General features: G+C 52.6%; 22 protein-coding genes and 1 tRNA gene. 11 read left to right on the forward strand and 12 right to left on the reverse strand.

What is annotated here, in order from left to right:
- Positions 1-899: ATP-dependent helicase C-terminal domain-containing protein (locus ACPGUT_RS07780; protein WP_423990068.1), on the forward strand; the 899-nt coding region annotated here is incomplete at its 5' end.
- 26 nt (positions 900-925) lie between these two features.
- On the opposite strand, the gene gndA is transcribed toward ACPGUT_RS07780, so the two are convergent.
- From gndA to ACPGUT_RS07795, 3 genes are all read right to left on the reverse strand, one after another.
- Entirely contained in the window at positions 926-2,326 is a 1,401-nt protein-coding gene (gndA, locus tag ACPGUT_RS07785; protein WP_423990070.1) for an NADP-dependent phosphogluconate dehydrogenase, read from the reverse strand.
- A 124-nt stretch (positions 2,327-2,450) separates the two neighbouring features.
- Positions 2,451-2,936 (reverse strand): hypothetical protein, encoded by a 486-nt coding sequence (locus ACPGUT_RS07790; protein WP_423990072.1) that lies wholly within the window; start codon positions 2,934-2,936, stop codon positions 2,451-2,453.
- Positions 2,937-2,942: 6 nt separating this feature from the next.
- Positions 2,943-3,659 carry a response regulator transcription factor gene (locus tag ACPGUT_RS07795; protein WP_423990074.1) on the reverse strand — a complete coding sequence of 239 codons (717 nt, stop codon included), beginning with the start codon at positions 3,657-3,659 and terminating at the stop codon, positions 2,943-2,945.
- 515 nt (positions 3,660-4,174) lie between these two features.
- On the opposite strand from ACPGUT_RS07795, the gene ACPGUT_RS07800 reads away from it, so the two are divergent.
- The 4 genes from ACPGUT_RS07800 (at position 4,175) to ACPGUT_RS07815 (ending at position 10,246) form a co-directional block, all read left to right on the forward strand.
- Entirely contained in the window at positions 4,175-5,005 is an 831-nt protein-coding gene (locus ACPGUT_RS07800) for a hypothetical protein (RefSeq protein ID WP_423990075.1), read from the forward strand.
- 84 nt (positions 5,006-5,089) lie between these two features.
- A complete protein-coding gene (locus tag ACPGUT_RS07805) occupies positions 5,090-7,003 on the forward strand; it encodes a hypothetical protein (RefSeq protein WP_423990077.1) in 1,914 nt (637 codons plus the stop codon).
- Between the two features lie 19 nt (positions 7,004-7,022).
- On the forward strand, positions 7,023-8,909 hold the full coding sequence (locus ACPGUT_RS07810) for a type I secretion system permease/ATPase (protein WP_423990079.1): 1,887 nt from the start codon (positions 7,023-7,025) through the stop codon (positions 8,907-8,909).
- Positions 8,906-10,246 carry an HlyD family type I secretion periplasmic adaptor subunit gene (locus tag ACPGUT_RS07815; protein ID WP_423990081.1) on the forward strand — a complete coding sequence of 447 codons (1,341 nt, stop codon included), beginning with the start codon at positions 8,906-8,908 and terminating at the stop codon, positions 10,244-10,246. The genes ACPGUT_RS07810 and ACPGUT_RS07815 overlap by 4 nt, the downstream gene beginning before the upstream one ends.
- Before the next feature lie 33 nt (positions 10,247-10,279).
- Here the strand turns inward: ACPGUT_RS07815 and clpB are convergent, their stop codons facing one another.
- On the reverse strand, positions 10,280-12,895 hold the full coding sequence (gene clpB, locus ACPGUT_RS07820; RefSeq protein WP_423990083.1) for an ATP-dependent chaperone ClpB: 2,616 nt from the start codon (positions 12,893-12,895) through the stop codon (positions 10,280-10,282).
- A gap of 219 nt (positions 12,896-13,114) precedes the next feature.
- Between clpB and ACPGUT_RS07825 the strand changes: the two genes are divergently transcribed.
- From ACPGUT_RS07825 to pyrF, 3 genes are all read left to right on the forward strand, one after another.
- Positions 13,115-13,330 carry a hypothetical protein gene (locus ACPGUT_RS07825; RefSeq protein WP_423990085.1) on the forward strand — a complete coding sequence of 72 codons (216 nt, stop codon included), beginning with the start codon at positions 13,115-13,117 and terminating at the stop codon, positions 13,328-13,330.
- Entirely contained in the window at positions 13,327-13,578 is a 252-nt protein-coding gene (locus ACPGUT_RS07830; protein ID WP_423990086.1) for a hypothetical protein, read from the forward strand. Before ACPGUT_RS07825 ends, ACPGUT_RS07830 begins: the two co-directional genes overlap by 4 nt.
- A 72-nt stretch (positions 13,579-13,650) precedes the next feature.
- Positions 13,651-14,355, forward strand: coding sequence for an orotidine-5'-phosphate decarboxylase (gene pyrF / locus ACPGUT_RS07835; RefSeq protein ID WP_423990088.1), 705 nt, complete (start codon positions 13,651-13,653; stop codon positions 14,353-14,355).
- 73 nt (positions 14,356-14,428) lie between these two features.
- Here the strand turns inward: pyrF and ACPGUT_RS07840 are convergent, their stop codons facing one another.
- Together ACPGUT_RS07840 and ACPGUT_RS07845 are read right to left on the reverse strand one after the other, a co-directional pair.
- Complete coding sequence (locus tag ACPGUT_RS07840; protein WP_423990090.1) at positions 14,429-14,713, reverse strand: NfeD family protein; 285 nt, start codon at positions 14,711-14,713, stop codon at positions 14,429-14,431.
- Complete coding sequence (locus tag ACPGUT_RS07845; protein ID WP_423990092.1) at positions 14,710-15,609, reverse strand: SPFH domain-containing protein; 900 nt, start codon at positions 15,607-15,609, stop codon at positions 14,710-14,712. Before ACPGUT_RS07845 ends, ACPGUT_RS07840 begins: the two co-directional genes overlap by 4 nt.
- A 109-nt stretch (positions 15,610-15,718) precedes the next feature.
- Between ACPGUT_RS07845 and ACPGUT_RS07850 the strand changes: the two genes are divergently transcribed.
- Complete coding sequence (locus tag ACPGUT_RS07850; RefSeq protein WP_423990094.1) at positions 15,719-16,981, forward strand: DNA polymerase IV; 1,263 nt, start codon at positions 15,719-15,721, stop codon at positions 16,979-16,981.
- A gap of 25 nt (positions 16,982-17,006) precedes the next feature.
- Here the strand turns inward: ACPGUT_RS07850 and ACPGUT_RS07855 are convergent, their stop codons facing one another.
- The gene (locus ACPGUT_RS07855; RefSeq protein ID WP_423990096.1) at positions 17,007-17,897 is read right to left on the reverse strand and encodes an N-formylglutamate amidohydrolase; all 891 of its coding nucleotides are present in this window, start codon (positions 17,895-17,897) and stop codon (positions 17,007-17,009) included.
- A 147-nt stretch (positions 17,898-18,044) separates the two neighbouring features.
- Here ACPGUT_RS07855 and ACPGUT_RS07860 point away from each other — a divergent pair.
- A tRNA-Val gene (locus ACPGUT_RS07860) sits at positions 18,045-18,119 on the forward strand.
- A gap of 107 nt (positions 18,120-18,226) precedes the next feature.
- Positions 18,227-18,352 (forward strand): type B 50S ribosomal protein L36, encoded by a 126-nt coding sequence (ykgO, locus tag ACPGUT_RS07865; RefSeq protein WP_005850168.1) that lies wholly within the window; start codon positions 18,227-18,229, stop codon positions 18,350-18,352.
- A gap of 138 nt (positions 18,353-18,490) precedes the next feature.
- Here ykgO and ACPGUT_RS07870 read toward each other — a convergent pair whose 3' ends face one another.
- The 5 genes from ACPGUT_RS07870 to ACPGUT_RS07890 all read right to left on the reverse strand — a co-directional run bounded on the left by ACPGUT_RS07870 (position 18,491) and on the right by ACPGUT_RS07890 (position 23,997).
- On the reverse strand, positions 18,491-19,687 hold the full coding sequence (locus ACPGUT_RS07870; protein WP_423990102.1) for a phenylacetate--CoA ligase family protein: 1,197 nt from the start codon (positions 19,685-19,687) through the stop codon (positions 18,491-18,493).
- A gap of 14 nt (positions 19,688-19,701) precedes the next feature.
- A complete protein-coding gene (locus ACPGUT_RS07875) occupies positions 19,702-20,526 on the reverse strand; it encodes an ABC transporter ATP-binding protein (RefSeq protein ID WP_423990103.1) in 825 nt (274 codons plus the stop codon).
- Between the two features lie 64 nt (positions 20,527-20,590).
- A complete protein-coding gene (locus tag ACPGUT_RS07880) occupies positions 20,591-21,880 on the reverse strand; it encodes an ABC transporter substrate-binding protein (RefSeq protein WP_423990105.1) in 1,290 nt (429 codons plus the stop codon).
- 76 nt (positions 21,881-21,956) lie between these two features.
- Complete coding sequence (locus tag ACPGUT_RS07885; RefSeq protein ID WP_423990107.1) at positions 21,957-23,033, reverse strand: branched-chain amino acid ABC transporter permease; 1,077 nt, start codon at positions 23,031-23,033, stop codon at positions 21,957-21,959.
- 4 nt (positions 23,034-23,037) lie between these two features.
- Positions 23,038-23,997 (reverse strand): branched-chain amino acid ABC transporter permease, encoded by a 960-nt coding sequence (locus ACPGUT_RS07890; protein ID WP_423990109.1) that lies wholly within the window; start codon positions 23,995-23,997, stop codon positions 23,038-23,040.
- Between the last annotated feature and the right edge of the window lie 7 nt (positions 23,998-24,004).

The raw sequence follows: 24,004 nt of genomic DNA on the forward strand, positions 1-24,004 counted from the left end.
CCCGCTTTCTGATGTCAGGCGGAAAGGGTGCCATTGTCAGTGCAGAAGATCCCTTGGCAAATCAGCGTTTGATAGTCGCGACTGATCTGGACGGCGATCGTCACGAAGCCCGCGTTCGTCTGGGCGTATCGATATCTGAAAGTGAAATTCGGGCGTTGTTTGCCGATCAAATCAAACCCGTTCAAACCTGCGCTTGGTCACGGCGGGATGACAGGATCGTTGCGCGGGATCAGGAACGCCTTGGGGCGATTGCACTGAAAGATCAGATTTGGAAAGACGCACCGGTAGACGCACTTGCTGTGGCGGCACTTGAGGGATGGCAGGAACTGCGCCCGGCGTTTTCGAAAAAATCAGATCTGTTCCTGGCGCGGGCCCGGTTGATGTCGGGACAGGCCGATTGTCCAGATCTCTCGGGTGATGCTTTGTATCAGACGGCTGATGTCTGGCTTTTACCATTTCTGAGCACCGCTGAAAAATTACCAAGAAACAGCCGGGATTTGCGTAGCTTTGAGACATTTGAAGCCTTGCGGCACCATGTGCCCCATCACCTGTTGATGGAATTGGACCGTCTGGTACCGTCGCATTTCACCAGCCCACTGGGGAACCGTATCGCAATTGATTACAGCGGAGAGACCCCGGGGATCGAATTGCGCATTCAGGAAGTCTTTGGCACCACACAACATCCCTGTGTCGGCACGCCGCCGCAGCCCTTGCGCATGACGCTTTTGTCCCCGGCACGTCGCCCGTTACAGGTGACATCGGATCTGCCGGGATTTTGGAAAACGTCATGGGCGGATGTGCGCAAGGATATGCGCGGGAGATATCCAAGGCACCCCTGGCCCGAAGACCCAACCGAAGCCCCGCCAACCCTGCGCGTTAAAAACCCTCGGCGGCGCTAGTCGTCAGAAAACTGTTGCAATTCTGATCAGCTCCCCCAGGGGCCGTGGTGTGCTCCGGGTTGATCGAGGCGCTCAAAGCCATGTGCCCCAAAAAAGTCGCGTTGTGCCTGAACCATATTTGTTGTCCCACGTGCTTGCCGCATGCTGTCAAACCAGGCCAGTGATGCAGAGAATGCAGGTACGGGCAATCCTTGAGACACCGCAGTGGCAATTACACGGCGCATTGCTTCAATGCCTTTTGACAAGGCACCATGGAATGCAGGGGCAAACAGCAGGCGTCCATCGGGCAGGTCAGAACGGAACGCATCTGAAATGTCATCCAGAAGTGCAGAACGGATAATGCACCCGGCGCGCCAGATTTCCGCCACCCGGGCCATATCGACGCCCCAGTCATATTCTTCAGAGGCAGCTGTAAGAACCTGAAAACCCTGTGCATAGGCAATGATCCGGGCCGCCAGCAGTGCGGCTTCAAGATCGTCTCGGTCATATTCTGCCTGGAGTGCAGTAGCTGGGAAAAGTGTTTCACCAGTTGCCCGGGCCTCACGATCAGCAGACCAGCCGCGCGCGCCGACGGCAGCTTCGATAGCACTGGCTGACTGACCAAGGGACAGGGCCTCAATGACAGTCCAGCGACCTGTACCTTTTTGCCCAGCTTTGTCTTTGATGATGTCAACCATCGGCATATTGGTTTCAGGGTCAGTGGTTTGCAGAATTTCCGCGCTGATTTCCATCAGATAGGAACTTAGACCACCGGCATTCCAAGTTGCGAATAATGCGCCAATCTCCTGCGGTTTGATGTCTTCACCATCACGCAGCAGGCCATAAACCTCTGAGATCAGTTGCATGTCAGCGTATTCAATACCGTTGTGAACGGTTTTGACAAAATGGCCGGCGCCATCCGGGCCCAGCCAGTCGGCGCAATGGTCACCTTCGAATTTCGCAGCGATGGCTTCGATCACAGGGCGAATTGGTGCATAGCTTTCTTTTGCACCACCAACCATGATGGATGGTCCGTGACGTGCGCCTTCTTCCCCACCGGATACGCCCATGCCGACAAAATGAAGACCCATCTCGGCCAGTTCATCTGCGCGTTTGCGGGTGTTGTGAAAGTTTGCGTTGCCCGCATCGATAATCGTGTCTCCAGGACTAAGCAGAGGGGCGTATATCTCAACAATCGCGTCAACAGCTTTGCCTGCGGGAACAAGCAGGATCAGGGATCTGGGTGTTGCCAGTGCATCCACCATTTCCTGAGGCGATTTTGCACCAATCAGATTGTCTGCCAGCGGACCTGCATCTTTCAGAAAACTGTCGACGCGTTCCGGGTGCAGGGTTGTCACGGCAAGGGGGAACCCTTTTTCAGCAATGTTCTGCGCCAGTGCGCTGCCCATCGTTCCGAGACCGATCAGACCAATATTTGCTTGTGTCATTGAAACTTCACCCTGTTAATTCCCCCACATCTTTAGTCAGATCAGGCAGAAGGGCAAACCGAAAACACCCTAATGCTGATGTCTGGGCCGGTTGTAGCCATTGGGCGATGTGTTGTTTTAGCCATCAGGCAGGGTAATTATATGTCCGAACAATCGACCAGATATCCTGATTGGTTCCCTGCAGATCTGCTATTGTCTGGTGGATCCCGCTGATCGCTGCTTCATCTACCGCATCCGCCTGACCAAGGCGTATGCTGTCCTTGCGATCCGCAATACGCATCAGGATTGTGTGCGAGATTTCGGATTTGTCATCAAAGGCATAAATACAGTGATTGTATTTGTTACGCAGGCGGCTGGCCTTTTGCAGTTGTGCCGTCACAGCCAGAATACCATCCCGTTCAGCGCCGGAAACGCGCGGGCGTTTTGCAAGGCGCTGAACGAGATCTATGCGTGCACGTGATGTATTCAACGTCAGGAAAATGACTGTCGCCGTGTCGGGGTCTGTCTTTGACAGGCCCGCGATCAGGTGAATCAGTAAGCTTTCAGTGTTGGTCCACGCGTAGTTAAGCCGACCGATCAGTAGCAGAAACTGGTCGAAATCCTGGCCCATTACGCCCTACAGCGCCTGATTGAGATGCTTGCCTTGGGCTTTGTGGAAAATCAGGGCCGCTTCTGTTCGGTTGTGTACGCCAAGTTTGCTGATGACATGATGGATGTGCAGCTTGACCGTGCTTTCAGACAAGGAAAGTTCGTGGGCGATCACCTTATTTGGAGTGCCCTGCGCTAGGTGACTTAAAACTTCTTCTTCCCTTGGTGTCAGTACCGAAAGTTCTGCAATGCTGTTGTCGTCGGCCTCAATCGGTGATGGGTGAGGTGCAATAAGACCCTCTGCAATATCGCAGGGAATATGGTGCTCCCCTGCAGCGATCAGCGCAAGCGTCGACATCACAATTTCAATTTTTCGGTTCATCGGCAGATAGCTGAGACTGTTCAGCAGAGCCTTGTCCTCAAACTCGGTGCTTAAGCGATGAATGTCTGAAGGTGTTTCATAAGCTACGGCAATATGTACACGTTCGTGAATTCTTCGAATTACAGATTCTGAACCTGCAAGACCTGCTGCGCCACTGCAGGAAATTATGACAAGCGCGGCGTCGCTGTGCTGCAGATACTGATCCGCAGCGTCCAGATCTTCTTTATAGGTTATCTTGTTATTCCGAAATTCTGTCTGGACCAGTTGTAGATACATATCTGAAAAATGCGATTTCTGACCTGCGAAAATAAATGCAGGTTTATCAATTGAATCAATGAAATTAATGGATTTTAGATCTGACATAAAATACCCCCTTTAAGTAGGTCGCGAAAAAATGCTCCTGCGTCAGTTATTTATAAATATTCCCCAGTAAGAAAAACACACAGCTTTCCTTGCGAATTCATCATAACAAAATAAGTTATTTTTTTCTACATGCATAAAAAGCCATATATCTCGGGCCCTGATGCTGGCCGTGGTGTGTAGATCGCATGGTTTAGGTATGTGTTTAAATTCAGATTGTTGGCCGTGTTTTTAGGGTGAAATTTTATTTAATCCAATTACCAGCTGTTTCCTGGGGAAATCGGATGTCACGATTTAGAGGTCATCCATTGGGTGGCTATTTATTTCACATATTCTGGTCAATCCGACCGCGGAAATTTTCTGTTTCAGAACGCCTGGGGAGGCCGGAATTAGCAGAAAGGAGCATTCATTTTTAACCGGCTGTATTACGCAGCATATCTCTTAATATTTCATGCAATCTAATGTCACCTTACAGATAAACAGTGACCGGATTTGCATTTCAACGAAAGGTAATTCCAATGTCAAATCGGCATCTTAATTTCGGCCCTTGGGGCTTCGGCAATGATCAAAACCAAGATCAAGACCAGGATCAAGAACAGGGTCAAGAACAGGGTCAAGACCAGGATCAGGATCAAAGTCAAAATCAATCCAGTGAGAACGCAAACCTGAACGCCAATGGCAATCTGAACGGCTCACTGAACCTGAACGGCAATGCGAACGGCAATCTGAATCACAACAGCAATTCTTCGGAAAACACCAACACTTCAACGACCACCGTGACTGTTGATGTCGATGTAGATGCCACCGCAGGTGTCCCATCTGATGATGACTTTGCTGATTTTGATCTGGGCTGCACAACCATTGACAACATCATCATGGCCGATGGGGGTGACGTCAGTTACGATCCCGGCAATGAGATGAACCTCGATGATATTCTTGACGGTGCCCTTACTGGCAAAGGCAACGATGTTGGGACGGTCAACGCGCAGTTCAACAATCTTGAAGACAATGATGTTCTGCATAAAGCCAAAGTTGGCGGTGCAATCGATCAGGACAATGATTCCACTGGTGGAAAGGCTACAACTGGCGACGGGATAGCAGTTGACGGCTTTGGTGACAGCGGTGGCTACGACATGGGCGACGGGCCCGGTGCCTGGGGCAGCGGTAACGGTGATGATGGTTCTGTCGACGGATCTGCTGCGGCTTCTGCGGCCTCTGCGATTGATACCACTGCGTTCAACCAAAGTATCGTGATGGGTGCGAACGTAATGGGGAACACCGTGGACATGACCGTGGTGGGTGGAAGCCTGACTTCCAGCCTTGTTGGCGACGACGCCGTAGAGGGTTAACCCCTTTCTCTTACAGTCCCGGCAATGTCGGGGCTGTTTTCATTGATTTATTTTATTTTTTTTCTGAACGCACGGGTGATTTTCATGGCACTTGATCGCATCTCCGAAACCATTGCCCATTTCGCCGGCTTTTTTGAACTGATGGAAGATGGTGCGCGTTTGCGGCCTGATTCTGATGGTTTTAACTGGCAGGACAATGGGTTCGGTCCTCATAAACCACTGGCTGTTACGCCGCATGGGCCAACCGATGAGTATGATCTTGCAGGATACATCCCGGGCCTTACACCGTTCTGGTTCTTTTATCAGAACCCAGAGTTGTTTTCTTTGTCGATGACGTCGGGACTGACAGATCTGATACACAGAGCTGATGACCGCGAAAATGCGCTGGATACTGGTGAAAACGCGGTTCCAGCGCCTTCTGGGTTTCCTGGTTTTGGCGGGTACGAGTTGCCCACAGCGCCTTCACATTTTCAAGCTACGTTTCAACTGAACCATCTGTCTGACAACGATATGCTGGGTGTGACGGATGTAAATGATTTCATATCCACTGCTGTGTTTGCTGAAACGATGCAGATTTTGGTGACTTATGCCGGGGAAATCAGCGTTGCGCATCCGGAAACCTTTGCCGCGGTGATGGGTGACGCCACAGGTGTACATACCCAGATCATGTCTGGCATTGGTTCCGGTGGAACAGACATTAATGGGAGCGCCACGGTGTCCCACGTTGTGGGGACTGAAACGTCGGGCGTTATAATCGATGGCGTTGCTGCTGACAGCATGCCGGATATGTCGGATATTTTGCCGGTCCATCACCAGGCAGATGACAGTGAGGATCTGGTCAACCTGTTTGACGCTGAAGACGGGCACAGCACTGTGACCGGAGGGAATTTTGTCATCAATGAAACGGTTATTTCACAGCAGGCGCCTGATGCCGGGCTGATTATTGTTGCCGGGGATGTGATTTCGCTGACGTCGATCAGCCAGACAAATGTGCTGCAAAATATTGACCAAGGAATAGAGGCTGAGGATGCATCGGATCTGTTGATAAATGTCAGCGAAATTACTTTGAACAGTTCGCAGGAAGACGGCAATACCTCTGGCCAGGTCACGATGCCTTCGAATTGGAACGTCACCCGGATAGAAGGCGATTTGATTTCGGCGAATTGGGCGGAACAGCAGAATTTCATCACGGACCATGACACTGCAACCATCACCTGGAGCGCAGAAGACAGTTATATCTCTTTGGGGGAAAACACAGGTCTCAATCAGGTTCTGTCCCTTGATTTTACGATGCATTACGACTTGATCATCATTGGCGGACAGATGGTCGATTTCAACCTGATCCGGCAGACAAATATTCTGTTGGATGATGACACCCTGTCTTGGGATGCAGATCATAGCTTTGGTGCAGGGGGCGCAGATAATCTTCTGGCCAATTTTGCCCAGGTCAATAGCACCGGAACGGACAGTTATCAGATTCTGAATGGTGAATATTCGGATCTTATTGACGGTCTTGCCGATGGATATGATGGCTTCCCCGTTGGTGTGGACCTTTCTGCGGCTGGTGGGGGAACATTGAATGTTCTGTACATCAGTGGTGACTATTTTAACGTTAACATGATTGATCAGACCAATACGCTGGGAGATGCAGATCAGGTCGATGTTGCCTTTGATGCGATGTCTGAAAGGGCTGCCGAAACAGATGGCGATATCACATTTACTCAAGGATCAAACGCACTTGTAAATATAGCAACGATCCTTGATTCCGGGTTGGATTCTACCGTTATGGCCGGTGGGCAGATTTACGATGATGCAACTTTATATCAGGCAGGGATGGTCACCGAGGCTGGTGAAGATGGCATGCCACCGGCCCTTGCCACTGAAGCGGTCGCCTTTCTGATGGAAGACGCAACGGCCTTGCCCGAGGACGTGTCGCATTTTCATCCAGAGGCTTACAGCGAAGCGCCGGCCGATATTATGCAATGTATGACAGCCTGAGTGCTGCAGGATTATTCTCATGAGCCAGAAACAGACATCCCGTCCGTATCAATTGAAATCTTCTATGCGCATCGATGGCCTGTCGCCGGATGGCGGAGACGTGATTGAACAGGAAGTAAACGCCGCAGCCCCTGGGGGCCAGAAAACGCCGACCGCCAGCAATGGCACGTCAACAGACCTGGCGGCATTTCACAAACGCATCAACCCAGAAGGTTTCGCGACGGCGTTGCAAAAAGGGGTGCGGGCCGTTCGGCGCAATATGGCATTTGTCATGATACTGACGCTTGGTACAAATATTCTGATCCTAGCAATCCCGATTTACCTGTTTCAGATCTCGGATCGGGTTCTGACAAGCCGATCACAGGACACGTTGATTATGCTGACAATCGTTATCGTCGGTGCCATCGTTGTTCAATCGATTTTGGATGCGTTGCGCCGCTTTATTCTGATGCGCAGCGCGGTCGAAGTCGCGGCGCGTTTGGGCGCACCTATTCTGAATGCTGCAGCCCATGCATCCCTGCACAGCAATGGCCGTGAATATCAGACTTTGTCGGACCTACAGCAAGTGCGCGGTTTCCTTGTTTCCGGAACATTGACGTCCTTTCTGGATGTGCCATTTGCGCCGCTTTTTATTGTGGTGGTATTTCTGGTGCATCCGCATCTTGGGATGATTGTGATTGCGACGTCACTGGTCTTGCTGGTGATTGCGTTGGTCAATCAAAAACTTACGGCGAAACCATTTGCCGAAGCCAACCAGGCACAAGCCCGGGCCAATATGCACCTAGATAGCATGTCTCGTAACAGCCAGATCATCAACGCGTTGGCTATGGTTCCCGAAGCGGTGCGGATCTGGGGTAAAGACACGGCGCAATCATTAACGGCCCAGGTGCGTGCACAGGATCGCAACATTATCTTTGCATCTATGTCACGTTGCGTTCGCCTTCTGACGCAGATTTCCATGCTGGGGTGGGGGGCCTATCTGTCAATTCAGGGGCATATCACCGGCGGCATGGTGATTGCGGCGTCAATTATTGCGGGGCGCGCGCTGGCGCCGATTGAAGGGGCGATCGAAGGATGGAACGGTTTTCTGCTGTCGCGTGCTGCATATGGGCGCATTTATACGCTGATGCAGAAATCGCGGGATCGTTTTGAACGTCTGGTTCTGCCACACCCCGAAGGCCGCTTGAATGTGGATCGTCTGCTATATGTGCCCGCAGGGACCAAGCAGGTGATCCTGAACGGGCTTAGCTTTCATCTGGACCCGGGTGAAACCCTTGCAGTGATTGGCAATTCCGGGGCCGGTAAAACCACACTAGGGAAAATGTTGGTGGGGTCACTTTTACCAACCTCAGGTAGCGTGCGCCTGGACCTGATGGATCTTCGCAATTGGGACCCGCGCCAGCTGGGGGAATGCATTGGATATGTGCCCCAGGATGTGCAGCTTTTCCCGGGATCCATCAAAGAAAATATCGGCAGAATGCGCGATGATGTGACAGATGCAGACATTCACCGCGCGGCTGTTTTGGCCGATGTGCACGAAATGATTGCGACTTTACCGCATGGCTATGAAACGGTGGTTGCCGCAGATGGTGCGCCGCTGTCGGGGGGGCAAAAACAACGTATCGCCCTGGCCCGCGCATTTTACGGTCAGACAAAATTGCTGGTTCTGGATGAGCCGAATTCTAATCTGGATGCCGCCGGAGACAAAGCCCTGGCCCGCGCCATCCAACACGCCAAAGACAGCGGTATTACGGTTGTTGTGATTACCCAAAAACCGTCCCTTTTGCAGGTGGTGGATAAAATCATGCTCATCGCAGATGGGAATGTCGAACTGATCGGGTATCGGAACGCTGTCTTGAAAAAACTGTCTGAACGCAGCGCAGCAAATCAGGAGATAAGCAAATGAAACGTCGAATGAAGCCGCCCGCAGTCGTGACCTGGCATGATGATGTGCCGCGTTCTGTTTTTAAGCATGTTGTCGCGGGGATCGTGGTTATGGCGGTGGCGTTTGGCGGATTTGGCGTCTGGGCGACGACGGCACCACTGGCGGCCGCAGTGATTGCACAGGGAAGCTTTATCGCCACGGGGCGCAACAAAATGGTGCAACATTTGGAAGGCGGCATTATTCGCAGCATTCACGTCAGCGAAGGCGACAGGGTTCAGGCTGGGAATGTTCTTGTTCAGCTGGACGAAACCGAAGCTCTTGGTCAGGAGCGGGAATTGTTTCTGCGTAAAACACGGCTTGAACTGCGCCGTGCCCGTTTTCAGGCTGAATATGAAGGGGATGATAGTCTTTCTTTAACGCCGACCCTGGCTGAATTGCGTTCGGACCCTGAAATTGCCACCATGATTGACGGTCAGATGCTTGCCTTTACGGTGTCACGACAGGGGGTGCAGAACGATATTGCGTTGCTGGAACGGAATATTGACGCCCTGCACATCCGCACGCGCGGATACCAAAGCCAATTGGATGCCACGGTTCTGCAGATCAGCATCATGCAGGAAGAACTGGCGGATAAAACGACGTTGCTTGAACGGGGGTTGGTGCGGCGCTCTGACGTGAATGTCGTGCGGCGTGCAATTGCCGAAGCCCAGGGCCAGTCAGGGCGTTTGACGGCGGAAATTTCCGAAATCGGAGAAGTGCGTGCGCGCTACATGGCTGAGATTGAACAGACACTTGGCGAATACAGGGACACGGCCCTTGATGAGTTGCAAAAGGCCGAAGCAGAACTGGACGGCATACGTGAACAGGTGAATACGGCGCGTGCCGTATTGCAGCGGGCGGAAATTGTGGCCCCTGTTTCGGGCACGATTGTGCGCCTGCATTACCATACTGCGGGCGGTGTGATTGAAAGCGGTCGTGTGATTGCCGAAATTTTGCCCGCCAATGAACCACTGATTATCGAAGTTCAGGTGCCACGTACGGAAATTGACAGCGTGCAGCCGGGGTCGGCGGCGACAATCCGGCTTTCTGCGCTAAACCAAAGAACAACCCCCGTGCTGTACGGGGAGGTTTTTTATGTGTCTGCCGATACGATTTCTGAACAGGCAGAAGAACAGACGCAGGAAGTTTACGTTGCCCGTGTTGCGATTGAACCGGAAGAACTGAACCGGGTGCCTGGTTTTTCTCCGACCCCTGGCATGCCCGCTGAAATTATGATCCGCACTGCGGAACGGACGTTTGCGGAATATCTGGCGAAACCGGTTCTCGACAGCATGTCACGGGCTTTCCGGGAACAGTAAAAAAGGCCCACCAATCTGGCGGGCCTTAAGGGGTTAGTGAACGACAGCTTCATCCGGCGGTGTCTGGCTGCTTTCAGACAAGCGATCCCCGACGATCAGGCCTTCGGGGCCGGCCGTGATCGGGATTCGGGTGCCATCCAGAACATCCCCCGCCAGGATCATCTCTGCCAGCCGATCCTGTAAGGCCCGTTGAATAACCCGTTTCAGGGGGCGTGCGCCAAACACCGGATCGTAACCTTCATCCGCAAGGCATGTCTTGGCTGTGTCATCCAGTTCCAGCGTGATCTTTCGCCCGGACAGACGTTTGCCCAAACGTGCCAGCTGGATGTCCACGATCCCATCCATATCGACGCGTGCAAGACGGTCAAAGATGATGGTTTCATCAAGACGGTTCAGGAATTCCGGGCGGAAATGGGCGCGCACAGCATCCATGACATCCCGTTTTGCATCCACCGCGTCGGCACCGTCCGGCAGTTGTGACAGCGCCTGTGCACCAAGGTTCGATGTCAGGATGATCAGCGTCTGTTTGAAATCAACAGTCCGCCCCTGGCCATCGGTCAGCTGCCCGTCATCAAGCACCTGCAAAAGCACGTTGAACACATCCGGGTGGGCTTTTTCGACCTCGTCAAACAGCACCACCTGATACGGTTTTCGTCGCACGGCTTCGGTCAGAACACCGCCTTCATCATAACCGACATACCCGGGAGGCGCGCCAATCAAACGTGAAACCGCATGTTTTTCCATGAATTCGGACATGTCGATGCGCACCATTGCGCTGTCGTCATCAAACAAAAACTCCGCGACGGCTTTGGTCAGCTCGGTTTTACCGACACCCGTTGGCCCGAGAAATAGAAAGCTACCCAGGGGGCGACCTTCGTCATTCAGCCCGGCTCGTGCACGGCGTACGGCGTTAGAAACTGCAGTGACAGCGGATCGCTGACCGATCACACGTTTTCCCAGTTCATCTTCCATACGCAGCAGCTTCTCGCGTTCACCTTCCAGCATGCGCGAGGTCGGGATCCCCGTCCAGCGTTCCACCACCTGGGCGATTTGCTCTGGACGCACAGCTTCTGACACCATTTTGGCGTCTTCCAAGTTTTCAGCGTCGGCCAGTGTTTTCTCAAGCTCTGGGATAACACCATAAGACAGCTCACCTGCGCGGGCGAGATTGCCTTCGCGTTTCGCGATCTCCAGATCAGCACGGGCACGATCAAGGCTTTCTTTCATGTCACGCGCCGAATTCATCTTGTCGCGTTCCCCCTGCCATTGCGCCGTCATTTCGGCGGAACGTTGCTCCAGATCAGACAGTTCTTTTTCAAGCGTCTTCAGGCGATCCTTGCTTGCGGCGTCATCTTCCAAACGCAGGGCTTCGGCTTCGATCTGCTTTTGCAGAATTTCCCGATCCAATGCGTCCAGTTCTTCTGGCTTGCTGTCCACTTCCATGCGCAAACGACTTGCGGCTTCATCCATCAAATCAATGGCTTTATCCGGCAGAAAACGATCCGTGATATAGCGGTGCGAAAGCGTCGCTGCAGATACAAGCGCGCTGTCAGAAATCCGCACACCATGGTGCATCTCGTATTTTTCTTTGATCCCGCGCAGAATAGAAATCGTATCGGGAACAGTGGGTTCTTCGACCACGACCGGCTGAAAACGCCGCGCAAGGGCTGCGTCTTTTTCCACGTGTTTGCGATATTCATCCAGTGTTGTTGCGCCAACGCAGTGCAATTCCCCCCGGGCAAGCGCCGGTTTGATCAGGTTCGCCGCATCCATCGCGCCGTCCCCTTTACCCGCACCGACAAGCGTGTGCATTTCATCAATGAACAAGATGATTTCACCAGCGGCTTCGGTCACCTCGGTCAGGACAGATTTCAGGCGTTCTTCGAATTCACCGCGATATTTTGCACCAGCAATCAGTGCCCCCATATCCAGCGAAAGTAGTTTTTTGTTCGCGATGCTTTCAGGCACATCCCCATTGACGATTCGCAGGGCAAGACCTTCGGCAATCGCGGTTTTACCGACGCCTGGTTCCCCGATCAGAACCGGGTTGTTTTTGGTGCGGCGCGACAAAACCTGCATGGTGCGGCGAATTTCTTCGTCACGGCCAATAATAGGGTCGATTTTTCCTTCGCGCGCGGCCTCTGTCAGATCACTCGCGTATTTCTTCAACGCGTCATACCCATCTTCCGCACTGGCGCTGTCAGCCGTGCGTCCTTTGCGGATGTCGTTGATTGCTTCGTTCAGTTTTTGAGCCGACACATTGCCAGCGTCTAGGGCTTCTTTCGCCTTGGATTTCACCAGGGCAAGCGCCATCAGAATGCGTTCCACCGGCACAAAACTGTCGCCTGCTTTCGTGGCGATTTTTTCAGCCTCTGCCAGAACCTTGCCGGTCTGACTGTCCATATAGACTTGGCCTGCGTCACCGGTCACTTTGGTGATTTTGCCCATTGTGACGTCCATCGTTTCACGTACACGTGTCGCGTCGCCACCGGCGGCAGTAATCAGATTGACCGCAAGGCCCTGATCATCGTCTAACAGTGCTTTCAGGATATGTTCGGGACCAAGCCGCTGATGGCTTTCCCGCATAGCAATTGTTTGGGCCGCCTGCAGAAAGCCGCGTGACCGCTCTGTGAACTTTTCGAGGTTCATCATTCTCTCCTTTTAAAGCGCTCCGTTTTCAGATGCCCGCTGTGCAGCGCATCCGTTGTGAAGCCTCATTATATAGATGGGCAGGCCTGCGAAAATCTCAAGAGGTGGGGCTGATTTTCCTATCTGAATAAAAGTGACTTTGAATGTACCTGAGTTCAGGGAAAATTTACTGATTGCTGCTTAGTTAAGGTTAATTCGTCATCTTTACGGAGCAAGAATATGCTTTTTAACAACCGGGTGAAATCTGTTCGATATGATCTGAATGTTCATAAATATGAGGGGGAGTTTGAATTTGCATCCCCGGGTGGCGATACTTGCGGTCTGCGCATTGCAATGGTTACGGAAAAATACTGGCCATTTGAACGCGTTCATCGGAACGACATGAATGTCACTGTCTTCGGTCGTCAACGTCAGAAAAACGGGTGGCCATCATGAAAATGGAAATCAACATTAAACCTGTGCCTGTCGAGGTTGTTCAGAAAACGGCAGGCAAACGGCGTGTCCATATTATGCCGCGTGCGGTGCGCGAATTTTTAAAATCACCCGTTCTCACGCCAAAGAAAACCAGCAAGCCCCGGCGCGCCCGCGATTATGGGGCGGCTCGATATCTTGATGATCTAGGAAGCCCATTTCCGGGTGATCCGCCGCAAATTCGAACACCTGAGAACACTCAGAACGATTGATCTTTCAGCCTTGATCTTGCCAGCGCACGTGCAAATCCGTATGAGAGGAAAATTTCATTTACGGAGTGCCCGATGTCCCAGAAAAATGTAGCAGACGATCGTCTGATCGTCGCCCTGGATACAAGCAATGCAATTGCCGGCATGGAGATTGCTGCGAAAATTGGAGATGCAGTCAGCTTCTATAAAATCGGGCTTGGTCTGTTATCGAGTGGCGGTATGGCGCTTGCGAATGAACTGAAGGCGGAATTCGGTAAAAAGATTTTCATGGATCTGAAGCTGTTTGATATTGGCGCGACAATTGAAAAAGCCGTGCGTGGCCTGACACAGTTTGATTTGGATTTCCTAACAGTGCACGGCGACCCCTATGTTGTGAAAGCAGCGCAGGAAGGCAAAGGCGGCAGCGACATGAAAATTCTGGCTGTTACGATCCTGACATCACTTGATCGCCAGGATCTGGATGGCGCGCTGATCAAGCCGGGCGATATTAAGGATCTTGTTCAGGAACGTGCAGGGAAAGCGTTCCTTGCGGGGGCCGATGGTGTGATTGCCTCTCCACAGGAAGCAACTGTGATCCGTGCCCTGCCGGAAGCTGCTGGCAAACTGATTGTAACACCTGGCGTACGCCCTGCTGGTGCGGATGCGGGGGATCAGAAGCGTATCACAACCCCTGGTCAGGCAATTAACAATGGCGCGGACCACATCGTTGTCGGTCGCCCCATCTGGCAGGCAGAAGATCCGAGACTTGCAGCACAGGCTGTTTTGGCGGAACTTTCCTGATAACAGGTGTAATGCAATAAAATAAAAAAGGCGGGGCCAAAATTGCCCCGCCTTTCGCGTGTCTGGGTTCAGGTTAGTCGTTGATATCGGTTTCGAAGATCTTGGGTTGTTTGTGACGTTTGCCAATGACCTTGCGGATTGCGATCCAGGCCAGCAGTGACGCAACCGCGAATATCACCATGGTCAACGGGAACGAACCGGTAAGCCAGCCTGCGATCGGACCACCTATTCCAAACAAGATACCGACAACCGCAGCGCCGCAGGCGAAGCCCAGCAGGATTGCGCCAGGGGCCAAGACTTCAAGAATACCAAGGATCAGAGCGCCTGCGAGCCAGGCCCACCAGGTTGTCCAGATCATTTTGAGCCACCTTTCAGCATGTTGAACGCATCACCAAATGCATCCAATGCGTTAGAAGGCAGCAGAACAGTTTGTTTGCCTTCGCCTTTTGCGACCTCAGACAAGGCCTCTACCTGCTTTAGGGCGACCTGATACTGGGCTGCTTCAATACCGTTTTCTTTGATCGCCTTGGCGACGACTTCGGTTGCATAAGCTTCTGCATCGGCAGATACGCGGCGGGCCTTTGCCTGTTGTTCAGCAGCGTATAGTTCTGCATCTGCGTTCAGCTCAACTGCGCGCTTTGTGCCTTCCGCTTCGGTCACCTGTGCACGACGGGCGCGTTCAGCGTTCAACTGTTGAAGCATGGCGTCACGTGTTGCCTGATCAAGGTTAACGTCTAGGATTTCGGCGCGGGTTACTTCGATGCCCCAGTCATCCACGGCGCTTTCAACCAGAACCTGGATTTGTGTGATCAGCTGGGCCCGATTTGATTGAACCTCGTCCAGTTCCATTTTGCCGATCTCAGCACGCACGATACCAGCAACGGTTGTTGCAATCGCGGCGTCTACATCGCGAATACGATATACTGTGCGCTCGGGTTCTGTGATGCGGTAGAACACAGATGTTTCGACCCGAACCAGTACGTTATCGGATGTAATGGCGTCTTGGCTGGCATTGGGCAGCTGACGTTCCAGAATGGAGATTCGATGTGCAACGCGATCAAGGAAAGGGATGATAAAGTTAATCCCAGGCCCCAGAACAACACGCAAACGACCAAAGCGTTCAATTACATATTTTTCTGACTGCGGAACGATGCGCACGCCCAGAAAGATACAGATGATGATGAACAGGGCGAAAAGCAATCCAACAATGCCGCCGCCGCCCAGGGTGTTGATAATTTCAGCAATAATATTCATTTTTTCCTCGTATTGTTATATTCAATATATAGGTCAATTTTACTGACCTTCAAGATGTGGGCCGTTTCCACAGGTTGTTCCCGGATTGTTTTCCACATAAATTGCCTCCATGCCAGCCCTTTGCCGTGATTGTCTTTCAGAATTCATAGAACCGCCACAGGGGCGGCGTTGCCCCACCTGTGGGCGACCGGCACTTTTGGTTCATCCAGAACTTTTTACGTTGGAAATCGCCCATATGGATTGTGATGCATTTTATGCATCGGTTGAAAAACGCGACAATCCTGAACTGCGCGATAAGCCGGTGATCATTGGTGGAGGGGATCGTGGTGTCGTGTCCACGGCCTGCTACATCGCACGTATTCGCGGGGTGCGTTCCGCCATGCCGGCCTTTAAAGCACGCAAGCTTTGCCCGGATGGCGTGTTCCTGCCCCCCCGAATGGAAGCCTATTCCAGCGTGTCCAGACAGATCCGCACCATGATGGATGAGCTGACGCCAAAAATTGAACCTTTGTCTTTGGACGAAGCGTTTATGGATCTGTCCGGAACTCAGCGGTTACATGGGGCGCCACCGGCTGTAATGCTGGCTAAGCTTGTGAAACGCATGAAGGACGAATTGGGAATTACAGGGTCGATTGGCCTGTCTCATAACAAATATCTGGCCAAGGTTGCGTCCGATCTGGATAAACCGCGCGGATATTCCATCATTGGCAAGGCGGAAACATCAGATTTTCTGAAAGGAAAACCAGTACGTTTGATCTGGGGGATCGGACCTGCGGGGCAGGCATCGCTTGAAAAGGCAGGGGTGCGCACATTTGATGATCTTCTGCGGTGGGAAAAAGAAGATCTGGTGGCGCGGTTTGGATCCATGGGGGAACGGTTGTTCCATTTGGCGCGGGGACAGGATTTCCGAAGAGTTTCCCCGAATGACCCAGTTAAAAGCATTTCAAAAGAAACGACGTTTTCCAAAGACACCAGCCAGATCGATCTTCTGGACGGGCATCTGTGGCGTTTGTCAGAACAGGTGGCTGACCGGGCCAAGGCACGCGATTATGCTGGCCGGGTTGTGACGCTGAAACTGAAACGTGCAAATTTTTCGGCGCTGACACGACGGGTGACCTTACCCGGATCTACCCAGCTTGCTGATCGTATTTATCGCACGTCGCGGGGGCTGTTTGATCAGGTTTCAGATCAGGGGCCATTTCGTTTGATTGGCGTGGGGATCAGCGATCTTGTTCCTGCAGAAGGGTCGGATCAATTCGCGGACTTGCTGGACCCGAATGCAGAGCAGCGTGAAAAGATAGAGCGCGCATCTGACAAGATCCGTGCCCGGTTCGGCAAAGATGCGATCCGTAAAGGGCGGGCTCTGAACTGAATTCAGAATGGCAGGACGTCAGAAATTATTCGGCGGCACGTAAGGCCTGATTATTGCGCCCAATCTCAGCGATTGTTTTTATCACATTGTCCAGTTTTCGTTTGAACGGCTCAAAATTTGAATTTGGGCGAATAGTCTGTTCATCCATATACAGGGACCGGTTGATTTCGATCTGCAACGCATGTTGCCCCCGTGACGGACCGCCATAGTGCTGCGCAATATAAGCACCTGCAAAGGGCACATTATGCGCAATTGCAAAGCCCGCATTCAGAAACGCACGTGACACTTGATCGGTGATTTCCCCGGCGCAACTGGATCCGAAACGATCACCAATGATGATGTCGGGATGCGTTGCACTGCCTGAAGACAGCGAATCAAGTGCTTCGGCGGGCATGGAATGACAATCGATCAGGATCGTCTGCCCGAATTTTACTTTGGTATCACTGATCAGGCTTGCCAAAGCATTGTGATAAGGGTGCCAGTGTGACGTCAGCCGTTGGTGTGCTTCCGTCAGGTGCATCTTCCCGCGATATATGGACCGACCATTCGCTACGACACGGGGAATGACCCCAAGGCCGGATGCGATTCTGGGGTTGGATTTTGTTTTTGGCACATTGTGGATCAATGCGCCGTCAAGTTCGTCTGACGATCGGTTCAGATCAACATAGGCGCGCGGTGTATCTGCACACAGAAGAGGCGCACCGTATTGGGGCGCATTGCTGAACAGCAGATCCACAAACGCATCTTCTGAACTGCGCAGACGGGTTTCGTCCAGAACACTGTTGCGCAGAAAGCTATCGGCATAGGCGCGGCCAGAATGAGGTGATGCGAAAACCACCGCTGTGTCCTGTTTGGCAGGCTGAAAAATATGAAAGGGTCCGTCGTTCATTGCCAAGGCCATAACACTATTTTGCATTCGGGAAAACTCCTTTGCCAAAAGCTCTTGATCCCTGGTACGACTCCTCTTATAGACACCGGACAGACGCGGCCCTTATCCGCGTCCCTTTTGTTTATGCAGTGCTTGTCATTACTGTTGGAAAGGGATAAATGGGGCAGCAACGGCGGACGATTAGCTCAGCGGTAGAGCACTTCGTTGACATCGAAGGGGTCACTGGTTCGATCCCAGTATCGTCCACCATTCCTTGCCAGGAATAAAACAGGCAACAATCACCGGATGAGCCGGTGATGCTGAGATTTAACCCGAGGCGCACGTTTCTTGCGCGCCGCGACATGAGGATAAGGCTTATGAAAGTCCGCAACTCGCTCCGCTCGCTCAAGAACCGTCATCGCGATTGCCGCGTTGTACGCCGTAAGGGCCGTGTTTATGTGATCAACAAAACACAACGCCGGTTCAAAGCCCGTCAGGGCTGAGCTGAACCAGCTTAGAATTAAAAAGGCCGCTCTTTCAGGGCGGTCTTTTTTTGTGCGACGCGCAATGTCCAAAGATAGGATTCGACAAGAAAAAGCCCCACACAAGGCGGGGCTTTCAGAAAACAGATTTATCTGTGATCAGTCGTACACACGTTGATCATCGATGACCTTACCGTCTTTCGGTAGCGTACCTGTTTCGTGGATTTCGACTTTGCCTTTCAGCTTGAGCAGGCTGGCGACAGAGGCTTCTAAAGCGGTTTGATCACCGCCTTCAGCTTCGACTTGAACGGTCATGGCATCCATCTCCCCCACACGGGTGGCGATGACGCGGGCCTTTGTGACGGCTTGGTTTTTCGAAACAAAATCAGCAACCTGTTCGGGCCGTACAAACATGCCTTTGATCTTGGTGGTCTGATCGGCCCGGCCCATCCAACCTTTGATACGCATGTTCGTCCGACCACATGGGGATTGCCCCGGCAGCCGTGCAGAAAGGTCACCCGTCGCAAAACGAATGAGAGGATAATCAGGGTTCAGCGTTGTCACGACAACTTCGCCAACTTCACCTTCCGCCACGGGGGTACCCGTGCCAGGCGTGACGATTTCAACAATCACGCCTTCATCGACAATCATGCCTTCCATCGCATGACTTTCATAAGCGATGTTGCCCAGATCCGCAGTCGCATAGCTTTGCAGACAGGTGATGCCACGATCCGCATATTCTTGACGCAGGGACGGGAACAAGGCCCCGCCACCAACGGCTGCTTTTGTGATTTTTAGAGTCTCGCCCATCTCATCGGCTTTATCCAGAATGATCTTCAGATAGTCCGGTGTTCCGGCATAGGCAGTCGTGCCAATATCCGCAGCTGCGCGCACCTGAAGTTCAGTCTGGCCAACGCCTGCTGGCAGGACAGTGGCCCCAACCGCGCGGGCACCACTTTCAAAAATCATGCCTGCTGGGGTCAGGTGATAACCGAAACAGTTGTGTACAATATCATCCGCACCGATGCCTGCGGCATGCAGAAAACGCCCCATGCGCCACCAATCATGGCTGATGCCGCCGGGTTCATAAATTGGCCCTGGGGACTGAAAGATATGGGCAGCATTTTTCACCGCGAACCCACCGAATGGCGGCTTTTCTTTCTGCCATTTTGACAGATCAGATTTGCGCAGAACCGGATAAGCGGCCAGATCGGACAGGGATGTCAGATCTGGTCCATCCAGATTGCAGGTGCCTTTTACTGCGCGGGCGCGGGCCAATTGGTCGCGCAAGTCGGCCAGTTGACTTGCGGCGCGTTCGTCAGCTGAACGGGTCTCACGATCATCATAAAAAGTCATACGCAGGCCCCCGATCAGCTCAACCACCGTTTACGACGACGGTAAGACCGCACATCACGGAAGCTTTTACGGCCATCATCGGACACGCCAAGATAGAACTCTTTTACATCGGGGTTTTCGCGCAATTCAGCGGCAGGGCCGTCCATCACGACGCGACCATTTTCCAGAATATAGCCGTAATGTGCATATTTCAGCGCGACGTTTGTGTTCTGTTCAGCCAGAAGGAAGGTGGTGCCTTCGCCCTCATTCACGCTTTTCACGATCTCAAAGATTTGTTCCACCAGCTGCGGTGCAAGACCCATGGACGGTTCATCCAGTAAGATGGTTTCCGGGCGGGACATCAGCGCGCGCCCCATGGCACACATCTGTTGTTCACCGCCGGATGTATAGCCCGCCTGGCTTTTGCGGCGTTCTTTCAGACGTGGGAAATAATTGTAAACCATTTCAAGATCGCGTTCGATCTCGGCACGGCCATCACGGCGGGTATAAGCGCCCGTCAGCAGGTTTTCTTCAACGGTCAGGTGTTCAAAACAGTGACGGCCTTCCATCACCTGGATCACACCACGTTTTACCAAAGCGGCGGGGTTCAGTTCCTGAACCTCTTGCCCCTGATAAGAAACAGAGCCTTTGGTCACTTCGCCACGTTCCGAGTGGAGCAGGTTTGAAATGGCCTTTAGGGTTGTGGTTTTGCCAGCGCCGTTACCGCCCAGAAGCGCGGTGATACCGCCTTTGGGAACCGACAGGCTGACGCCCTTCAGAACGAGGATCACGTGGTTGTAGATCACCTCGATATTGTTGACCTCTAGCAAGGCATTATTTGTTTTTTCGGCGTCCAGCATGGTTCTCTTCCTGAAAAAATCAGTTGGGTCCGGCCGCAACACAGGGCTGCGGCCGGGATATCAATTATTCGCAGTCAGCAATCGGCCAAGGTGCGTTTGCTTCTGCGTATTCAGCTGCTGCAGCAACTTCCAAAGGACGAATTGCTTCGGCATCCGCCATCAGGTGGTCAGACCCAACAACCCATTTCGCGCCGTCCCATTCCAGCATCCAGCCACCAGCGTGACCGGTGTGGTTGGAACAAGATGTTGAGAAAGGCGCAACCATGCCGGTCATGCCCATTTCTGCCAGACGTTCGTCTGTCAGGTTCAGGTTTTCCAGGCCCCAGCGCAGTTGCGTTGCGGAAATTTCACCTTCACCGAAGTGATCCTGTGCGGTTTTAATGCCTTCAGCCAGCATCGCAGAAATCACGAGACCACGTTGGTAGAACACCCAGTCAAGTTCGCTTTCGGTTGCAAGGGAATCGCCTTTGTCGAACACATATTCGCGAATGTCCGCCATCACAGCCGCATCTGGTTGTGGTGCGGAGTAGCTGATAGAACGATAGCCTTTGCCATCTTCGCCCAGGGCTTCCATGTCGCCATCGTGGCCAGACCACCAAACGCCAACGAATTGATCCATTGGGTAACGTGTTTTCACAGCTTCAGTCAGAGCGCCTGCATTCATCGCACCCCAGCCCCACATGATCACATTGTCAGGACGTTCACGGCGAATTTGCAGCCATTGTGCGGATTGGTTCTGCATTTCTTTCAGACCAACTGGGATTGGCAGCAGTTCAAAACCGTGCTCTTCCGCCATTGCTTCGAGGAACGGAAGTGGCTCCTTACCAAACGGGTGGTCAAGGTGCAGGAAAGCGATCTTTTTGCCAGCAAGTGTGGACAGATCGTTGCCGCTGAGTTCGTTCAGGATCATAGATGCCGCATCCCAGTATGAACCCGGCATGTTGAACGCCCAGTTGAACACGGAACCGTCAGCCATTGGCGAAAAGCCATAACCAGGGGCCAGAATTGGGATCTCATCCACGTTGGTTTTTGGCAGAACCTGAAGGGTGATACCTGTGGACCACGGCTGGGTCACGATGGCTTCGCCTTTGGTCGCCTCATAGCATTCCACACCTTTTTCGGTGGAATAACCGGTTTCGCATTCAGAGAAATCAATCGGAACGCCACCGATACCGCCATCACGGGCGTTCAGCATAAGCATATAGTCGCGCTGACCGTTCATCAGCGGAATACCAGTCGCTGCAAACGGGCCAGTACGATAGCTGAGGTTGGGTGTAGACAGGCCCTCGGCGGATGCCGCACCTGCGGTGATCGCCATCACGGCGGCTGCCGTAAAAGTCGTAAGTTTCTTCATCTTCATTCTCCTCCCAAAGATTTGGATTACTTCTGTTGTAGTGGTCTTCTTATTGGTCTTGTTGGGTCACCCCCGCTTAGTGCGGGAATGGCCAGATAATCAGTTTTTCACGGATCAGCTGCCAGAGACGTGCCAGTCCGTGTGGTTCGATGATCAGGAAAAAGATGATCAACGCACCAACAGTCATGATGTTCAGATGCTCAACGGTTGCGGGGTTGATTTCAAGGCCCATTGCATCTGGCAGGAACTTGATCACAACCGGCAAAGCGACAATCAAGATCGCGCCCATGAAGTTGCCCATTACAGACCCAAGACCACCGATGATCGCGATAAACAGAATCTTAAATGACAATGGGATGTCAAAGAAGTTCGGTTCAGCAGCCCCAAGGTTCAGGAAGACAAACAACGCACCTGCAACACCGACGATGTAGCTGGAAACAGCAAAGGCGGTCAGCTTGGATTTCAGCAGGTTGATCCCGATCAATTCGGCTGCAATGTCCATGTCGCGCGTGGCTTTCCAGATCCGGCCTTGGTTGCCCCGTGTCAGGTTGATGGTCACGATGGTGATCAAGGTGACGATCGCAAGGATCAGGTAATATTGCGTCACAGGGGCTGCGTTTGGACCGGCAACTGTGATGCCGAACATATCGATATTCGGAACCTCAATCGCGCCGGATGGGTTGTGGTTTGACAGCCATTCCCATTTTTCAAACAACCAGACCAAGAAGAACTGCGCAGCGAGGGTAGCAATCGCCAGATAGAACCCTTTGATGCGCAGGCTCGGCAGGCCGAACGCCACACCTACCATGGATGAAAACACACCGGACAGCAGGATTGCGACAACGATATTCATGCCCGGGAAGATGGTGATCAGCTTGTAACACGCAAATGCACCAACCCCCATGAAAGCAGCCGTTCCCAGTGAAAGTTGACCGGCAAAACCTGTCAGAACATTCAGCCCAAGTGCTGCAAGTGAGTAACACAAAACCGGCATAAGCATGGTTTTGAAGGTGAATTCTGACGCGGTCATCGGGAACAGAACCCATGCACACAGCAGGATCACACCCAGCAGGATTGCATCCTGTTTAACCGGAAAGAGGGATTGGTCTTTTTTGTAAGACGTCTTGAACTGGCCAGCGGTATTGTAAAACATGTTCTCAGACCCTTTCGATGATTTTTTCGCCAAACAGGCCTTGTGGACGGAACAGAAGCACAATCAGAGCTAGGACAAATGCGAACCAAGTTTCGGTACCGCCGCCCAGCAATGGCTGACCCCAATAGATTTCAAACAGCTTCTCAAGCAAGCCAATCGCAAGGCCGCCGACAATCGCACCAGTGATGGATTCAAGGCCGCCCAGCATCAGAACGGGAAGGGCTTTGTATGCGATAACTTCCAGTGCGAAACTTACACCCGCACGTGCGCCCCAAACGATACCCGTCATCAAGGCGATCACACCGGCGATGAACCAAACCATCACCCAAACAGTGCGCAGGGAAATCCCGACAGACAGCGCCGCCTGGTGATCATCCCCCAGTGCACGAATGGCGCGGCCCATGCGGGTTTTGTTGAGGAACAACAGCAAGGCAATCACCAGGGCAACCGCGCCAAGAACCGCTGTGATGTCTTTTTGTTCAAGGATCAGCAGGCCACCGAAGGGTTCAAAATCAACAGAACCTGTTGGAATACCAAGGTCTTCTGTGATCATGCGTTTGGTTTCACCACCAAAGATCAACTCACCCCCACCAATCAGGAACAGGGTGATCCCGATGGTTGCCATGAACAGAATAATGTCAGGCTGGCCCACCAGTGGGCGCAGAACAACACGTTCAATGGTGATCGCCAAAAGCGCCATAACGCCAAGGGTGAAGATCACCGAAATCCAGGCCGGAATGCCCATCGCGTGGAAGCCCACCAACGTCAGAGCGGCGAACACCACCATGATGCCTTGGGCAAAGTTGAAGATCCGGGATGACCGGAAAATAAGAACAAAACCCAGTGCGATCAGTGAGTAGAGAACACCAGAAACGAGGCCCTCCCACAGCACCTGCATCAGAAAATCAGGGGCCGCAACCATGTCGACAAAGGGGGTGATCAGTATGCTTTTCAGAAATTCCATGTCGTTT

Origin of the sequence: Halocynthiibacter sp. (genome assembly GCF_049608145.1) — a bacterium.
In the GTDB taxonomy this organism is placed as follows: Bacteria; Pseudomonadota; Alphaproteobacteria; order Rhodobacterales; family Rhodobacteraceae; genus Halocynthiibacter.

Coding starts and splice junctions, on each gene's coding strand:
- ACPGUT_RS07840 (WP_423990090.1), bottom strand. CDS start 14,713: ATGATCTGGACAACCTGGTGGGCCTGGCTCGCAGGCGCTCTGATCCTT.
- ACPGUT_RS07845 (WP_423990092.1), bottom strand. CDS start 15,609: ATGAATATTATTGCTGAAATTATCAACACCCTGGGCGGCGGCGGCATT.
- ACPGUT_RS07880 (WP_423990105.1), bottom strand. CDS start 21,880: ATGAAGAAACTTACGACTTTTACGGCAGCCGCCGTGATGGCGATCACC.
- ACPGUT_RS07805 (WP_423990077.1), top strand. CDS start 5,090: ATGGCACTTGATCGCATCTCCGAAACCATTGCCCATTTCGCCGGCTTT.
- ACPGUT_RS07795 (WP_423990074.1), bottom strand. CDS start 3,659: ATGTCAGATCTAAAATCCATTAATTTCATTGATTCAATTGATAAACCT.
- ACPGUT_RS07875 (WP_423990103.1), bottom strand. CDS start 20,526: ATGCTGGACGCCGAAAAAACAAATAATGCCTTGCTAGAGGTCAACAAT.
- ACPGUT_RS07830 (WP_423990086.1), top strand. CDS start 13,327: ATGAAAATGGAAATCAACATTAAACCTGTGCCTGTCGAGGTTGTTCAG.
- ACPGUT_RS07885 (WP_423990107.1), bottom strand. CDS start 23,033: ATGTTTTACAATACCGCTGGCCAGTTCAAGACGTCTTACAAAAAAGAC.
- ACPGUT_RS07790 (WP_423990072.1), bottom strand. CDS start 2,936: ATGGGCCAGGATTTCGACCAGTTTCTGCTACTGATCGGTCGGCTTAAC.
- ACPGUT_RS07850 (WP_423990094.1), top strand. CDS start 15,719: ATGCCAGCCCTTTGCCGTGATTGTCTTTCAGAATTCATAGAACCGCCA.
- clpB (WP_423990083.1), bottom strand. CDS start 12,895: ATGAACCTCGAAAAGTTCACAGAGCGGTCACGCGGCTTTCTGCAGGCG.
- ACPGUT_RS07810 (WP_423990079.1), top strand. CDS start 7,023: ATGAGCCAGAAACAGACATCCCGTCCGTATCAATTGAAATCTTCTATG.
- ACPGUT_RS07890 (WP_423990109.1), bottom strand. CDS start 23,997: ATGGAATTTCTGAAAAGCATACTGATCACCCCCTTTGTCGACATGGTT.
- ACPGUT_RS07815 (WP_423990081.1), top strand. CDS start 8,906: ATGAAACGTCGAATGAAGCCGCCCGCAGTCGTGACCTGGCATGATGAT.
- gndA (WP_423990070.1), bottom strand. CDS start 2,326: ATGACACAAGCAAATATTGGTCTGATCGGTCTCGGAACGATGGGCAGC.
- ykgO (WP_005850168.1), top strand. CDS start 18,227: ATGAAAGTCCGCAACTCGCTCCGCTCGCTCAAGAACCGTCATCGCGAT.
- ACPGUT_RS07800 (WP_423990075.1), top strand. CDS start 4,175: ATGTCAAATCGGCATCTTAATTTCGGCCCTTGGGGCTTCGGCAATGAT.
- ACPGUT_RS07855 (WP_423990096.1), bottom strand. CDS start 17,897: ATGCAAAATAGTGTTATGGCCTTGGCAATGAACGACGGACCCTTTCAT.
- ACPGUT_RS07825 (WP_423990085.1), top strand. CDS start 13,115: ATGCTTTTTAACAACCGGGTGAAATCTGTTCGATATGATCTGAATGTT.
- pyrF (WP_423990088.1), top strand. CDS start 13,651: ATGTCCCAGAAAAATGTAGCAGACGATCGTCTGATCGTCGCCCTGGAT.
- ACPGUT_RS07870 (WP_423990102.1), bottom strand. CDS start 19,687: ATGACTTTTTATGATGATCGTGAGACCCGTTCAGCTGACGAACGCGCC.